A 15,167-nucleotide genomic window follows, 5' to 3' on the forward strand; every position below is an offset into this window, starting at 1 on the left:
AGGCGCTTTTCTAGTTACATTTAATTATGTAAAGGGTTTTTATTTTCATCTAACGTAAATCCTTCACCAACTACATCATGTACATCACTTACAGCGACAAAAGCATGAGGATCTACAGAAGTAATGATATTCTTTAATTTCACGATTTCATTTTTAGCAACAACGCAATACAATACGTTACGTTCCACTTTTGTATACGATCCAACAGCTTTTAAAAAGGTTGCTCCGCGCTCCATTTCAGATAAAATTTTGGCAGCAATTTCATCGTTTTTCTCTGAGATAATAGTCGCTCCTTTGGCAGCATAAGCTCCTTCTTGCATAAAATCAATGACTTTAGCACCGATAAAAACAGCAACTAGCGTATACATGCCCTCGCGGTATGATAAATAGGTAAGAATAGAGACTACGATAACGACAGCATCAAACATAAACATTGTTTTCCCCATACTCCAGCCAACATATTTGTGAGCTAGTCGTGCGATAATATCTACACCGCCAGTAGTCCCGCCATATTTAAATATTATTCCAAGGCCGATACCGATAAATGCCCCGGCGAATAAAGCTGCGAGTGTCATATCATTTTGCAAGTTTAAATGTAAGTTGAGTACTTCGTAACGCTGGAAAATCCATAGAAATAAAGATACGCTAAAGGTGCCAATTAATGTATATAAAAATGTCGTTCTGCCAAGTAACCTCCAACCAATAAAAAATATAGGGATATTTAAAATTAAGTTTGAGTAGGAAGGATCAAACTTAAATAAAAAATACAATAATAGTGTAATACCAGTAAACCCACCCTCTGCAAGGTGGTTTTCAATATTGATATTGACAATACCGAAAGAAAATATAGCGGAACCGATTAAAATAAAAATAATATTTCGCATCTTCAATTTTGATGTCATATAGAAATCCCCCTAATTATGTAATGATTGCATTGCTCCGCTGAAACAGTAAAACATAATAATAAGTAATTTCTAGTTGCTAGTGAAAATAGTAAGAACTTGATTGATGTGGGCTGATCTTTTGTGAAAAGCACAAAAGAAGGTTTCACTTTATCCCGCTCTAACGGCTGATAGGAGATGAAGCAAAGAAGAGGGGCAAACCAGCCGTAGGAACTCGATTAGTTCAACTAATCTTTTGCAAAAAGCGCAAAAGAAGTTTCACTTTACCCCGTACCAACGGCTGGTAGGAGATGAAGCAAAGAAGAGGGGCAAACCAGCCGTAGGAACCCGATTAGTTCAACTAATCTTTTGCAAAAAAACGCAAAAGAAGTTTCACTTTATTATAGTCTATCCAAAAATGGGTCGCAAATAGGTGTTTGGCGGGGAATAATATTTGTCAAATCGCGATGAATTGGCTAACATGAAAGAGGAAGGATTAGAGGTGAATAGTATGGAAGCAAAAACGATGAAAGATATGCAGAAAGAAGTAGATGCATATATTGGTCAGTTTAAAGAAGGTTATTTCAGTCCGCTTGCAATGATGGCTCGTTTAACGGAAGAAATGGGAGAGCTTGCAAGAGAGGTAAATCATTATTATGGTGAGAAACCGAAGAAAACAACTGAAAAAGAAAGAAGTATTGAAGAAGAGCTTGGAGATGTATTATTTGTTATGATTTGTATGGCAAATAGTTTAAATATTGATTTAGAGACAGCACATAACATTGTAATGAATAAATTTAATACACGTGATAAAGATCGCTGGACACGTATTGATGAGGGAGAGAAAGAATAATGAAAGAAATTAAAGTAATTATCGCCGGACCAAGAGGACGTATGGGACATGAAGCAGTTCTTCTTATGGAAAGAACGGAACATTTTAATTTAGTAGCAGCAGTGGATTATAAGCATGGTGGTGAGAAGATTTCTGATTTACCTGGCATGCCAGCATTACATGCACCGATTTACGCTGATTTACATACTTGTTTAGATGAAGTAGAAGCAGATGTGTTGTTAGATTTAACAACACCAGAAGTGGGGAAACAACACGTTACACTTGCAGTTGAGCGTGGACTTCGTTCGGTTATTGGTACAACTGGATTTACAGAAGAAGAATTGGCACGTTTAACAGAGAATGCAAAAGAAAAAGCAGTAGGAACAATTATTGCTCCAAACTTTGCAATTGGTGCAGTTCTTATGATGAAATTCTCACAAATGGCAGCGAAATATTTCCAAGATGTTGAGGTAATTGAATTACATCATGATCAAAAATTAGACGCACCATCTGGTACAGCTGTAAAAACGGTAGAGTTAATTCGTCAAAATCGTGAATCAAAGCAGCAAGGTCATCCAAAAGAAGTAGAGCAACTAGCAGGTGCACGTGGTGCAAATGTAGACGGTATTCACATTCATAGTGTACGTTTGCCAGGGCTTATTGCACACCAAGAAGTAATGTTCGGTGGAGATGGACAAATGTTAACAGTTCGTCATGATTCATTCAATCGTGCATCATTTATGTCAGGTGTAAAACTATCAATTGAGACAGTAATGAACCTCGATCATCTTGTGTACGGTTTAGAAAATATTATCGACTAAAGGGGAGACAACGGATGAAAATTGCCTTAATCGCACATGACAAAAAGAAAAATGATATGGTTTCGTTTGCATACGCATATAAACCAATTTTTGAACAACATGAATTATTTGCAACAGGAACGACAGGGCTTCGTATTATGGAAGCGACTGGATTAGTTGTAACAAGATATCAATCTGGCCCTCTTGGTGGAGATCAAGAAATTGGTGCAATGATTGCAAAGAACGACTTAGATATGGTGATTTTCTTCCGCGATCCATTAACAGCACAGCCGCATGAACCGGATGTGAATGCATTGCTTCGTTTATGTGATGTATATGCGATTCCACTTGCAACGAATATGGCAAGTGCTGAAATGTTAATGCACGCATTAGAGCGAGGAGATTTAGATTATCGTAAGTTAAGAAAATGAGGGGAACAATTATGAGTGGATTACATATATTAGCGTTTGGTGCTCATGCCGATGATGTTGAAATCGGCATGGCTGGTACCATCGCTAAATATACAAAGCAAGGGTATGAAGTAGGTATTTGTGATTTAACAGAAGCTGATCTTTCTTCAAATGGAACGATAGAGTTGAGAAAAGAAGAAGCGAAGGTTGCAGCTCGTATAATGGGAGTAAAAACGAGGCTGAATTTAGCGATGCCAGACCGTGGTTTGTATATGAAAGAAGAGTATATACGTGAAATTGTCAAGGTGATCCGTACATATAAACCAAAACTAGTTTTTGCACCGTACTATGAAGATCGCCATCCAGATCATGCAAATTGTGCAAAGCTTGTGGAAGAGGCTATTTTTTCAGCAGGAATCCGTAAATATATGCCGGAACTTTCACCACATCGTGTGGAGTCTTTTTATAATTATATGATTAATGGTTTTCATAAACCGAATTTTTGTATAGATATAAGTGAGTACCTCTCTATAAAGGTGGAAGCATTAGAAGCGTATGAAAGTCAGTTTTCAACAGGGAGCGATGGTGTTAAGACACCGTTAACAGAAGGTTACGTTGAAACTGTAATCGCTCGTGAGAAGATGTTTGGAAAAGAAGTTGGAGTCTTGTATGCCGAGGGATTTATGAGTAAGAAACCGGTTTTATTACATGCTGATTTATTAGGGGGATGTAAATGAAATTAAAAATAGGTATTACATGTTATCCTTCTGTAGGTGGTTCTGGAGTTGTTGGAACAGAATTAGGAAAGCAATTGGCGGAACGTGGGCATGAAATTCACTTTATTACATCGGGTTTACCATTCCGGTTAAATAAAGTATATCCAAACATTTATTTTCATGAAGTGACGGTAAATCAATACTCTGTATTTCAATATCCACCATACGATTTAGCGTTAGCAAGTAAAATGGCCGAGGTTGCACAAAGAGAAAACTTAGACATTTTACATGTGCATTACGCAATACCACATGCAATTTGTGCATATTTAGCAAAACAAATGATCGGAGAGCGTATTAAAATTGTTACAACCTTACATGGAACAGATATTACTGTGTTAGGTTCCGACCCTTCGTTAAATAATTTAATTCGTTTTGGTATTGAGCAATCAGATGTTGTCACTGCTGTCTCGCATTCATTAATTAACGAAACACATGAGCTTGTAAAACCAAGTAAAGAAATTCAAACGGTATATAACTTTATAGACGAACGTGTATATTTCAAGCGTAATATGTCTCAATTAAAGAAAGAATACGGTATAAGTGAGAGTGAAAAAGTACTTATTCATATTTCGAATTTCCGTAAAGTGAAACGTGTGCAGGATGTTGTTCAGGCATTTGCTAAAATTGTTAAAGAAGTAGATGCGAAGTTGCTTCTTGTTGGAGACGGACCAGAATTCTGTACGATTTTACAGATAGTGAAGAATTTACATATTGAAGATCGCGTTTTATTCCTAGGGAAGCAAGATAATGTTGCAGAACTACTTGCGATGAGTGATTTAATGTTGCTTCTATCAGAGAAGGAAAGTTTTGGTCTTGTTTTATTAGAAGCAATGGCGTGTGGTGTACCTTGTATCGGAACGCGGGTTGGAGGTATTCCAGAGGTTATTCAACACGGGGAAACAGGATATTTATGTGAAGTTGGCGATACAACAGGAGTGGCAAATCAAGCTATTCAGCTATTAAAGGACGAGGAACTTCACCGTAATATGGGAGAACGAGCAAGAGAAAGTGTTTATGAGCAATTTCGCTCAGAAAAAATTGTTTCACAATATGAAACGATTTACTATGACGTACTAAGGGATGACAAAAATGGAAAGATTTAAAAAAGCTAGTTCTATTATTGAGACATTAAAGCAACAAGGACATGAGGCTTACTTTGTTGGTGGGAGCGTACGAGATCTTATTATCGATAGGCCGATTGGAGATATTGATATTGCGACATCTGCTCTACCAGAAGAAGTGATGGCTATATTCCCAAGAAATGTTCCTGTTGGTCTTGAGCATGGAACTGTAATTGTTGTAGAAAATGGTGAGCCTTATGAGGTAACTACTTTTCGAACAGAAAGCGAATATGAAGATTTTCGAAGACCTAGTAGTGTTCAATTTGTTCGTTCATTAGAAGAGGATTTAAAACGTCGTGATTTCACGATGAATGCAATTGCTATGACAGAAGAAGGCAAAATGGTTGATTTATTTGCTGGACAGGAAGCCATTCAACAGAGAAAAATTGTGACAGTTGGAAATGCTGCGGATCGTTTTCAAGAAGATGCCCTGCGAATGATGCGTGGTATTCGGTTTGTAAGCACGTTAGGTTTTTCATTAGAAATGAAAACGAAGCAAGCGATTGAAACGCATGGGCATTTGCTAGAACATATAGCAATTGAGCGTATTACAGTAGAGTTTGAGAAACTGTTAACTGGTACATATTGTGTGAAAGGTCTCAAAGAATTAGTAGAGACGAAGCTATTTTCTCATTTGCCATATTTACAAATGTCAGAAGAGAGACTGTTAAAAGCTACGCAGTATAAATGGGATTCTTTCGAAACGGATATTGAGGCGTGGGCATTTTTCTTATATTGTATCGGAGAAGAACATCCATCTGTCTTTTTACGTCAATGGAAGTTTTCGAATAAAAAAATAAAAGATATTGTTGCAGTTTTATTGGCAATTCGTACTAGAAAGGAGAAGGATTGGGATACAGTCCTTCTTTATAAAACGGGAATTCATATCGCTGAAATGGCAGAGAGAGTATATGAAGCGATGATTGAAAGCTATGACCCTACATCTGTTGAACGAGTACAATTAATGTTTCATGCATTGCCAATCCAGGAACGTCAAGAAATGAATGTGACTGGTAATGATTTATTAAACTGGGCAAACAAAAAGCCTGGTCCGTGGGTTGCTGAAATGCTTCAGAAAATCGAAGAAGCAATCGTACAAGGAAACGTAGTTAATGAGAAAGAGCGTATAAGGGAGTGGCTGCAAGGATGCAATCTACTATAAGAAAGCAGTTATTGCAAGTTTTTTCTGAAGCGGATGGCGAGTTTGTATCCGGCCAAACAATTAGTGATAAACTTGGTTGTTCAAGAACTGCTGTGTGGAAACATATGGAGGATCTCCGGAGTGAGGGATATGAACTTGAAGCTGTGCGCCGATTAGGTTACCGAATTGCAAGTAAGCCAGACAAAGTGACTGCTAATGAAATTCAGTTAGGGCTACAAACGAAGCGGATTGGTAGAACAGTGTATTTTGAAGAAACTGTTGAATCAACGCAGCACATTGCAGCAAAACTTGCTTATGAAGGTGCAGAAGAAGGAACTGTCGTTGTAGCAGAAGAACAAACAGCGGGAAGAGGTCGTTTAAGCAGAAAATGGCATTCACCAAAAGGAACAGGGATTTGGATGAGTATTATTTTACGCCCGTCAATCCCAGTTCATCATGCACCGCAACTTACTTTGTTAGCGGCTGTTAGTGTTGCACAGGCAATTGAAAAATGTACAGGTGTAAACGTAGGAATAAAATGGCCAAATGATATTTTAATTCAAGGTAAAAAGGCTGTAGGTATATTAACAGAAATGCAAGCGGATCCTGATAAAATTAATGCTGTCATTATGGGCATCGGTATTAATGCGAATCAAAAGCAAGAACATTTTGATGAAGAAATTCAGCACATCGCTACTTCATTAGCGATTGAATCAGGTAAGCCGATTGTTCGTGCAGAACTTATGCAACAAATCTATTTACAACTAGAAAAATTATATGAAGAATATTTACAAAATGGTTTCTCTGTCATTAAAATTCTTTGGGAAAGTTACGCTGTGAGCATCGGGAAAGAAATTACCGCTCGAACGATGAGAGAGACAATTACGGGGTTAGCAAAAGGAATCACAGAGGATGGTGTATTACTTCTGGAGGATCATGAGGGGAAAGTACATCATATTCATTCTGCAGATATCGAAATTAAGTAAAAGAAGTTCCTCTTTTGGAACTTCTTTTTATTTCAATAGTTTTGAGTTGAATTTGTAACATGATAATAAATTCTTTTCATATTTAAAGTTCATTTCAAAATAGCTTCCGTCGAGTTGACCTGGCATGTTATTTGACGATTACTTTGCCTGTCATTCCTTTAAGAAGATGGTATCGACATATTAATTCATATGTACCAGTATTTTTAGGTTTCACGGTAATATTCTTTTCTTTTCCTGACTGGACTACGACGTCAATACCGAGTTTTTTCACTGTAAAGGTGTGCTCGTTTTTACCTTTATTTTTCAATAGTAATGTTGTTGATCCTTCAAGCGGAATCGTGATGACATTTGGATTAAAGTAATCATCATTTAGTTCAACCTCAATCACTTTCGTTAAATCGGTGGGTTGTGTTACGACATGAACTGAGGCAAATACTTGGGAGGATCCTAAAGACATCCACCATACAATCATTACAAGCAAACTGCTGAATCGAAATAACCACCTGTTCATAGACATCTGCAATTCTCCTTTGTTAAGTACTTTCCTCAATTAACCTGCATCATTAGTTTAAGAGTTATACTATATAGTTAAATGGATTACAGAAAAAATTAACTTGGACTTTTTTAACATGCGTTGAAAAAACATGTATCTTTTCAGGATTGAATTATCCATAAAAACTGTATAGCATATATACTCTCTTGTTAAATTTCATATACCGTAATAAGAATAAAAAATTATTTTTTCGAAAAAATGTAGTAATTCCTTTTTGTAGTTTGCTATAATTAGTTCGAATGTGGGCAGTATCAGAGCGAACTGCACCATGATTCGAAGTCATACGAAAAATAATAACTTGGATTCTGCCTTGATCCAATAACGGACTGGGACAGAGGGATGAATAATGCCGACTAACACACAACCCTTCTGCCCTTTTATGGCCAGAGGGGTTTTTTTATATGATTTCGGCCATCTCCTCTCTCCTGCATAAAGGAGGAGTAGTTTTTGAAAACAAAAACAGATTTTTTGAAGATGAAAGAGCAAGGTGAGCCGATTACAATGCTAACGGCGTATGATTATCCATCTGCTAAATTAGCAGAAGAAGCTAAAGTTGATATGATTCTAGTTGGAGATTCTCTTGGAATGGTTGTACTCGGATACGATTCAACAGTACCTGTAACAGTAGAGGATATGATTCATCATACGAAAGCTGTACGCCGCGGAGCGAAAGAGACGTTTATTGTAACTGATATGCCATTTATGTCGTATCACGTATCATTACAAGAAACGATGGTGAATGCACGCCGCATCGTTCAAGAGAGCGGGGCACACGCACTGAAGGTAGAAGGTGCTGGAGAAGTTATATCGACGATTCAATATTTGACGAACGCAGGAATTCCTGTTGTAGCGCATTTAGGTTTAACCCCTCAATCTGTAGGAGTGTTGGGTGGATATAAAGTGCAAGGAAAAGATGCGGAGAGTGCAAAAAAATTAATAGAAGATGCAAAGAAATGTGAAGAAGCTGGTGCAATAGCGCTTGTGTTAGAATGTGTACCAATGCAGTTAGCAGAACTTATTTCAGAGCAACTAACAATACCGACAATTGGGATTGGCGCAGGACAAAAAGTAGATGGGCAAGTGCTTGTTTATCATGATCTTATCTCATACGGCGTAAATCGTGTTCCGAAATTTGTGAAGCAATATACGTCTGTTCAAGAGGAGATTGTGCGTGGGATTTCACAATATGTTACTGAAGTAAAGACAAGGCAATTTCCTGAAGAAAAACATTCGTTCACAATGAAAGAGGAAGAATGCTTAGCGTTATATGGAGGAAAACAATAATGAAAATCGTAACTACAGTGCAAGAGATGCAGCAAATTACGAGCGAACTTCGTGCAAGTGGAAAGAGTATTGGTTTTGTTCCAACAATGGGTTATTTACATGAAGGCCATGCTACTTTATTACGTAAGGCAAGAGAAGAAAATGAAACTGTAGTTTTAAGTGTATTTGTAAACCCACTACAATTTGGCCCAAATGAAGATTTAGATCGATATCCTCGTGATATTGATAGAGATGAAAATGTAGCAAAAGAAAACGGTGTAGATTATTTATTTTATCCGAGTGTAGAAGAAATGTATCCAGCAGAACAAACAACAACGGTAGAAGTTGTGAAGCGCACGGACGTATTATGCGGTCAACAAAGACCTGGTCATTTTGCTGGTGTTGCAACTGTACTAATGAAACTATTTAATATTACGCTGCCAAAGCGTGCTTATTTCGGTATGAAAGATGCTCAACAAGTTGCAGTAATTGAAGGGTTTGTAACTGATTTCAATATTCCAGTTACAATCGTACCAGTTGATATTGTAAGGGAAGAAGATGGTTTAGCGAAAAGTTCTCGTAACGTGTACCTATCACAAGATGAACGTGAAGAAGCTCTTCATTTATACCGCAGCCTATGTATAGCGAAAGAAAGAATTGAGGCAGGTGAACGTAATCCCGAAATCATTACAAATCTTGTGAAAGAGTATATTGAGACGCATACGAAAGGCACTGTAGATTATGCAGATTTATATGCATATCCGTCATTAACAATGGTAGAGAAAGTCAAAGGAAGAATCATTTTAGCTATTGCAGTTAAGTTTGAAAATGTAAGATTAATTGACAATATAACATTAACAGTTAAATAAGGGGGAGCATCTATGTTTCGCACAATGATGAGAGCAAAGTTACATCGTGCAACTGTAACGGAGGCAAATTTAAATTATGTAGGTAGTATTACAATTGATGAAGACTTAATGGATGCAGTAAATATTGTAGAAAACGAAAAAGTCCAAATTGTAAATAATAATAATGGTGCTCGCTTAGAGACATACGTTATTAAAGGGGAACGCGGTAGTGGTGTTGTTTGTTTAAACGGTGCTGCGGCAAGGCTTGTACAACCAGGGGACAAAGTAATTATTATTTGTTATGGGCTAGTTACGGAAGAAGAGATTCATAAACAAGAACCAAAAATTGCAGTATTAGACGATAATAATCAAATTATTGAAATGTTAGGTGCTGAAAAAGCGGGTACGATATTATAAGTAGAAAGGCTATCTCCATTGCGGAGATAGCTTTTTTGTGCATCTTTTCATTAAGATGAGATAAAACGTGGTATAGTAACATTATATAAATTATTGTTGTTTGAAAGGTAAGAAATTGAGGTGTTACATATATGAGTAAGCGTTATGTCGTTGTTGATTTAGAGACGACAGGGAACTCCTGGAAAGATGGGAAGGATAAAATTACCCAAATTGCAGCTGTTGTAGTAGAAGATGGAGAGATATTGGAGATTTTTTCGTCTTTTGTTAACCCAAAGAGAGAGATCCCACCATTTATTACAGAATTAACAGGGATTGATGAAAGTCTTGTAAAACAAGCCCCGTTATTTCAAGATGTAGCCCCGATGATTGTTGAGCTATTACAAGGTGCGGCTTTCGTTGCGCATAATGTTCACTTTGATTGGAATTTTTTAAATGAAGAATTAAGGCAAGCTGGATATACAGAAATACATTGTCCGAAAATCGACACGGTTGAATTGGCTCAAATTCTTTTGCCGACAGCCGATAGTTATAAATTACGTGATTTAGCTAAGAAGCATGAACTAGAGCACGATCAACCACATCGTGCGGATAGTGATGCTCTTGCAACAGCGGAATTATTTTTACAATTTTTAAATGAAATTGAAAAGTTACCACTTGTCACGTTGCAATCGCTTTATGAATTAAGTGATGTGTTCCAAAGCGATATAGCTGATGTGCTTTCTGAAAATATTTTAAAGAAAGTAATGCACGGTAAAGAAGATATAGCGGAGTATGAAATACATCGAAATATTGCGCTGAAAAAGCGGAACTATTCCTTAAACCTTGGAGAAACGTGTTCATCAAAGTTTGATGCTTTCTTGAATAAAACGATGGATAAATTGGAATCACATATGCCAAAGTTTGAAAGAAGAGAAAGTCAACAACTGATGATGAAAGAGATATATACGGCGTTAAGAGATTCTCGTTTTTCACTAATTGAAGCGGGTACAGGAACAGGAAAGACTCTTGCTTATTTGCTTCCTAGTCTTTATTTTGCAAAGAGAAAAGAAGAACCTGTCATTATAAGTACACAAACGGTACAACTCCAACAACAAATATTAGAAAAAGAAATTCCGTTATTACAAAAAATAATGCCATTTTCATTTGAGGCAGCTCTTCTAAAAGGAAGAAAGCATTATTTATGCTTACATAAATTTGAGTATGCTTTGCAAGAGGAAGAAAAAAATTATGATATGGCACTTACGAAGGCGAAGATTTTAGTTTGGCTATTGCAAACTGAAACAGGTGATCGAGACGAATTAAATATTCCTGAGGGCGGAAAGTTACTTTGGAATCGTATTTGTAGCGATGCGTATAGTCCAGGCGGTATGCAAAGTAATTGGTTTAGTCGTTGTTTTTATCAGCGAGCGAAGAATAAAGCTTTATTTGCAGATATCGTTATTACAAATCATGCGTTATTATTTCAAGATTTTTCAAGTGAAGAACCGTTGTTTGCTTCATGCGAACATATTATTTTTGATGAAGCTCACCATATTGAAGAAGCTGCGAGTAGAACATTGGGTGAACAGTTCTCTTGTATGTATTTTCAATTGGTTATATCTCGTCTTGGGACGCTAAGAAACAGAAGATGTACTCTCCAAAGTATATAAAATGATGAAAAAATCAGAGCAAGCATCTCGTTCAACTTTCCGTATGATAAGTTATAGTTTGAAGGAACTTAAGTTTGATGCGGATGAACTCTTCCAAATGTTACGTACTTTTATATTTAAACAAACAAAGCAAGAGCAAGGAACGAATAATATGCCGCTCATCTATAGGTATAACGCAGAACTAGAAAAAGGTAAGTTGTGGGATAGTATCGTCGAATTAACAAATCGTTTTATATATGAATTAAGAAGGGTAGTAACTGCTCTTGAGAAGCAAGTGGATATATTGCAAAGTAAGTTAGAATGGGAGATGCATGTTGTAACAGGTGAATTTATGCATTTAATTGAGTTGCTGAGAAAGATGGCAGAATCATTACAGTTACTCGTATTAGAAAAGAATTCGTATGTAACTTGGATGGAGACTGAAACGAAAGGGACGATTCATTCAACAGTTCTATACGCACAGCCTGTCCATATTGGTGAAAGATTTGCTGATGAATTTTTAACAGAAAAAAAGAGTGTTATTTTTACATCCGCAACACTAACAGTTAACGATACGTTTGATTATATAAAAGAGGAACTTGGTTTACATGATTTCGCTCCAAATACATTAAAGGTTCCGTCACCATTTCGTTATGATGAACAGATGAAATTAATGGTTTCAACGGATGTACCTTTTATTAAGCAAGTAAGTAATGAGCGATATATTGAATCTGTATCGGAACATATTGCAAAGATAGCAAAAGCCACAAAAGGCAGAATGCTCGTTTTATTCACTTCGTATGAAATGTTAAAAGAAGCGTATGTGAATTTAAAAAATAATGATGAATTAGAGGGTTATTTATTACTCACCCAAAGTGTGAATAATAGAAGTCGAAGCCGCTTAATTCGAAAGTTTCAAGAGTTCGACAAATCAATTTTATTAGGGACGAGCAGTTTCTGGGAAGGAATAGATATTCCTGGAGATGCCTTAAGTTGTCTTGTTATAGTCCGTCTACCATTTACACCTCCTCATCAGCCGATGATGGAAGCGAAAGGTGAGTGGCTAAAAAATCAAGGTGAAGATGTATTCGCTAAATTAGCGCTCCCACAAGCAATATTACGTTTCAAACAAGGATTCGGCCGCTTAATTCGAACGAATACAGATACAGGAACGGTAGTAGTGTTAGATCGTCGTTTGACGAGTTCTTCCTATGGAAAACGATTTCTACAATCGATTCCTAACGTACCTCTTTATGAAGGACCATTAGAAGAATTGTTAGTACAATTAGAAGAACCATCAAATGAATAAAAATGGAAGAAAAATACGCCTGAAGTACTTATAAACTTCAGGCGTAAAAAATGTGGGTAGGAGGAATTTTATTTTTCTTACTTCTTGTATACAAAATGTGTTGGTTTTCGACTTGAAACCTTTTTTTGCTGTACATGTCCTGCTATAATAGATGGGTGATGAAGCAGGGGTTGTAAAGAATGTACTCTTATTGTAACCGCATTGCGTTCTTCTATAATTAGAAATTTTTGTGTAACGGAGGAGTTTTTTCATGGATAAGAAAATCGAAGTACTATCAACGACGCGTATTAAATATTCGTCGGATTTGTATAAAATTGTTGATAGTTTAAATCGTACGTTAAAAGAGCAGGACCTCATGTTCGGACTAGCATTAGACGAAAAAGATAAAGAAACAGCTGTATTTACGATTTACAGAACGTAGTGATACAATGAAAAAGTGGATCTTTGCAATCATTATTGTTATCGTTGCTAGCGGAATATATGGGGCGTATGTTTATAATAAAGCGATGGGAAAGAAAATTCCAAAAGAGTCGAAATTTGTAGAAATTGCTAAAGAAAAAGCAAAGCTTACAAAGGTGAAATCTGTTGATTATTACAACGGAAAATCTGCATATATAGTCGTGCAAGGTACAGATGAAAAGGGAGAACAACTTATCGTTTGGGTGCCTGAGAAAAAAGGGGATACTGTAGTAAGGAAAAAGAGCGAAGGTATTTCTGAAAAAGAGGCTATACAAAGAACAATAGAGCAAGTCGGCAATGAAAGTAAGGAATCAAAAAGTAAGCCGAAAGAGATTATGAAAGTGAAATTAGGCTTTGAAAATGATGTACCACTATGGGAAGTTACATATATTGATGATGACAATCGTTATAGTTATTACTATCTTGAATTTAAAGATGGAAAATTTTTAAGACGATATAGCATTGAAAAATAGATGTAGGGGGAACTACAAATGAAATTAGCAAAGCGAGTAGCTGCTTTAACACCGTCTTCAACTTTAGAAATTACAGCAAAGGCACAAGCATTAAAAGCAGAGGGTCATGATGTAATTGCATTAGGGGCAGGGGAACCTGACTTTAATACACCAGAGCATATTATGGATGCTGCACATAAAGCGATGTTAGAAGGGCATACGAAGTATACACCAACAGGTGGATTACAATCGTTAAAACAAGAAATTGTGAAGAAATTTACTCGCGATCAAGGTATTGCGTATGATCCATCTGAAATTATTGTATGTAATGGTGCAAAGCATGCATTATATACATTATTCCAAGTATTACTTGATGAGGGAGATGAAGTTATCATCCCAACTCCTTACTGGGTAAGCTATCCAGAGCAAGTAAAGCTTGCTGGCGGTAAGCCGGTTTATGTAGAAGGTTTAGAAGACAATGAGTACAAAATTACAGCAAAGCAGCTGCGTGAGGCAATTACAGAGAAAACGAAAGCAGTTATTATTAATTCACCGAGCAATCCAACAGGAATGATTTATAGCAAAGAAGAATTACAACAGCTTGGAGAAGTATGTTTAGAACATGATATTTTAATCGTTTCTGATGAAATTTATGAAAAATTAATTTATGGTGGCGTAGAATATACTTCAATTGCCCAGCTTTCTAATGCATTAAAAGAACAAACACTTATTATTAATGGTGTATCTAAATCTCATTCTATGACAGGATGGCGTATTGGATATGCTGCAGGAAATAAGCAGCTTATTAAAGCAATGACGAATTTAGCGAGTCATAGTACGTCAAACCCTACTTCAATCGCTCAATACGGCGCAATTGCGGCATATGCAGGCTCACAAGAACCTGTGGAAACAATGCGTCAAGCCTTTGAAGAGAGATTAAACATCATTTATGATAAATTAATTCAAATCCCTGGCTTTACTTGTATTAAACCGCAAGGGGCATTTTACTTATTCCCTAACGTAAAAGAAGCTGTAGCTTTATCAGGATATGCAACAGTTGATGATTGGGCAAAAGCTCTATTAGAAGAGGAAAAAGTGGCTCTTGTACCAGGTACAGGATTTGGTGCTCCAAATAATGTTCGTTTATCATATGCGACATCTCTTGAACAAGTAGAGAAAGCATTAGAGCGCATCCATACATTTATGAAAAGTAAAGTGCAAGCTTAATTTTATATTTCATTCATGTAATATAAAAAACCTCCCTATTAATGGGGAGGTTTTTTTGACGGAT

Annotated in this window: 15 protein-coding genes and 1 pseudogene; 14 read left to right on the forward strand and 2 right to left on the reverse strand. The window is 36.6% G+C overall.

The genetic code is table 11. The features are described from left to right. Positions 1–20: 20 nt before the first annotated feature. Positions 21–902 (reverse strand): YitT family protein, encoded by an 882-nt coding sequence (locus HMPREF1014_RS19600; protein WP_000202121.1) that lies wholly within the window; start codon positions 900–902, stop codon positions 21–23. A 490-nt stretch (positions 903–1,392) separates the two neighbouring features. On the opposite strand from HMPREF1014_RS19600, the gene HMPREF1014_RS19605 reads away from it, so the two are divergent. The 7 genes from HMPREF1014_RS19605 to HMPREF1014_RS19635 are packed head-to-tail and all read left to right on the forward strand — an operon-like array spanning position 1,393 to position 6,947. Further along, positions 1,393–1,734: a nucleotide pyrophosphohydrolase gene (locus HMPREF1014_RS19605; RefSeq protein ID WP_002108639.1), complete on the forward strand. Its 342-nt coding sequence runs from the start codon at positions 1,393–1,395 to the stop codon at positions 1,732–1,734. Beyond that, positions 1,734–2,534 carry a dihydrodipicolinate reductase gene (dapB, locus tag HMPREF1014_RS19610; protein ID WP_000658809.1) on the forward strand — a complete coding sequence of 267 codons (801 nt, stop codon included), beginning with the start codon at positions 1,734–1,736 and terminating at the stop codon, positions 2,532–2,534. Before HMPREF1014_RS19605 ends, dapB begins: the two co-directional genes overlap by 1 nt. 14 nt (positions 2,535–2,548) lie before the next feature. Beyond that, on the forward strand, positions 2,549–2,944 hold the full coding sequence (mgsA, locus tag HMPREF1014_RS19615) for a methylglyoxal synthase (RefSeq protein ID WP_000684765.1): 396 nt from the start codon (positions 2,549–2,551) through the stop codon (positions 2,942–2,944). Positions 2,945–2,955: 11 nt separating this feature from the next. Further along, the gene (gene bshB1, locus HMPREF1014_RS19620; RefSeq protein WP_000015673.1) at positions 2,956–3,660 is read left to right on the forward strand and encodes a bacillithiol biosynthesis deacetylase BshB1; all 705 of its coding nucleotides are present in this window, start codon (positions 2,956–2,958) and stop codon (positions 3,658–3,660) included. Further along, positions 3,657–4,802 carry an N-acetyl-alpha-D-glucosaminyl L-malate synthase BshA gene (gene bshA / locus HMPREF1014_RS19625; RefSeq protein WP_000768305.1) on the forward strand — a complete coding sequence of 382 codons (1,146 nt, stop codon included), beginning with the start codon at positions 3,657–3,659 and terminating at the stop codon, positions 4,800–4,802. The genes bshB1 and bshA overlap by 4 nt, the downstream gene beginning before the upstream one ends. Next, the gene (locus HMPREF1014_RS19630; RefSeq protein ID WP_000439324.1) at positions 4,789–5,982 is read left to right on the forward strand and encodes a CCA tRNA nucleotidyltransferase; all 1,194 of its coding nucleotides are present in this window, start codon (positions 4,789–4,791) and stop codon (positions 5,980–5,982) included. The genes bshA and HMPREF1014_RS19630 overlap by 14 nt, the downstream gene beginning before the upstream one ends. Next, entirely contained in the window at positions 5,967–6,947 is a 981-nt protein-coding gene (locus HMPREF1014_RS19635; protein WP_001192063.1) for a biotin--[acetyl-CoA-carboxylase] ligase, read from the forward strand. The genes HMPREF1014_RS19630 and HMPREF1014_RS19635 overlap by 16 nt, the downstream gene beginning before the upstream one ends. Positions 6,948–7,074: 127 nt before the next feature. Here HMPREF1014_RS19635 and HMPREF1014_RS19640 read toward each other — a convergent pair whose 3' ends face one another. Next, positions 7,075–7,464 (reverse strand): cupredoxin domain-containing protein, encoded by a 390-nt coding sequence (locus tag HMPREF1014_RS19640; protein ID WP_000062393.1) that lies wholly within the window; start codon positions 7,462–7,464, stop codon positions 7,075–7,077. Between the two features lie 483 nt (positions 7,465–7,947). Between HMPREF1014_RS19640 and panB the strand changes: the two genes are divergently transcribed. The 7 genes and pseudogenes from panB to aspB all read left to right on the forward strand — a co-directional run bounded on the left by panB (position 7,948) and on the right by aspB (position 15,103). Continuing rightward, on the forward strand, positions 7,948–8,784 hold the full coding sequence (gene panB, locus HMPREF1014_RS19650) for a 3-methyl-2-oxobutanoate hydroxymethyltransferase (protein ID WP_000853122.1): 837 nt from the start codon (positions 7,948–7,950) through the stop codon (positions 8,782–8,784). Continuing rightward, the gene (panC, locus tag HMPREF1014_RS19655) at positions 8,784–9,632 is read left to right on the forward strand and encodes a pantoate--beta-alanine ligase (protein WP_000707027.1); all 849 of its coding nucleotides are present in this window, start codon (positions 8,784–8,786) and stop codon (positions 9,630–9,632) included. The genes panB and panC overlap by 1 nt, the downstream gene beginning before the upstream one ends. Positions 9,633–9,644: 12 nt before the next feature. Continuing rightward, on the forward strand, positions 9,645–10,028 hold the full coding sequence (gene panD / locus HMPREF1014_RS19660) for an aspartate 1-decarboxylase (protein WP_000490182.1): 384 nt from the start codon (positions 9,645–9,647) through the stop codon (positions 10,026–10,028). A gap of 131 nt (positions 10,029–10,159) precedes the next feature. Further along, positions 10,160–12,965: pseudogene (gene dinG, locus HMPREF1014_RS19665) on the forward strand (ATP-dependent DNA helicase DinG). A 250-nt stretch (positions 12,966–13,215) separates the two neighbouring features. After that, positions 13,216–13,386: a YpmA family protein gene (locus HMPREF1014_RS19670; protein WP_000358352.1), complete on the forward strand. Its 171-nt coding sequence runs from the start codon at positions 13,216–13,218 to the stop codon at positions 13,384–13,386. A gap of 7 nt (positions 13,387–13,393) precedes the next feature. Beyond that, entirely contained in the window at positions 13,394–13,897 is a 504-nt protein-coding gene (locus HMPREF1014_RS19675) for a cell wall elongation regulator TseB-like domain-containing protein (RefSeq protein WP_000758739.1), read from the forward strand. 18 nt (positions 13,898–13,915) lie between these two features. Continuing rightward, complete coding sequence (gene aspB, locus HMPREF1014_RS19680; protein WP_000761560.1) at positions 13,916–15,103, forward strand: aspartate transaminase AspB; 1,188 nt, start codon at positions 13,916–13,918, stop codon at positions 15,101–15,103. The last annotated feature ends 64 nt before the right edge of the window (positions 15,104–15,167 follow it).

Origin of the sequence: Bacillus sp. 7_6_55CFAA_CT2 (genome assembly GCF_000238655.1) — a bacterium.
GTDB lineage: Bacteria > Bacillota > Bacilli > Bacillales > Bacillaceae_G > Bacillus_A > Bacillus_A cereus.